We start from the raw sequence: 294 nt of genomic DNA, 5'->3' as shown, positions 1-294 counted from the left end.
GGCCACAGCTTCATACAACGACCGTTTAAAATTAACATAAGTCTGCAATATTGATGAGCGTTGATAATCACGCGGTAATTCGGTTGAGTGCGAAGGGCTTGGTCTTATAGCAAATAATAGCCATAACAACGGTAAACTGCTGATACCAGCGCTTAGCCAAATGACATCGAAATGATAGCCTAGCGTCAAAAGCCATAAAGTAAGGATAGCGGAGGCACTAATCCCCACCCCAATACCAGCATAATGTAAGGCTGAGAGTACAGAGCGGCGCGCGTGACTAAAGCGTTGGATGAC

The 294-nt window shown here is 45.6% G+C and carries 1 protein-coding gene; it reads right to left on the bottom strand.

All coding sequences use genetic code 11. The features are described 5' to 3' along the window. Positions 1 to 294: YbfB/YjiJ family MFS transporter (locus AAEY83_RS13900; protein WP_351059713.1), on the bottom strand; the 294-nt coding region annotated here is incomplete at both ends.

It is taken from the genome of Psychrobacter sp. TB20-MNA-CIBAN-0197 (assembly GCF_040309765.1).
Lineage (GTDB): Bacteria > Pseudomonadota > Gammaproteobacteria > Pseudomonadales > Moraxellaceae > Psychrobacter > Psychrobacter submarinus.
Note: the sequence above shows the minus strand (reverse complement) of the source record. Positions and strands in the feature narration are given on the sequence as shown.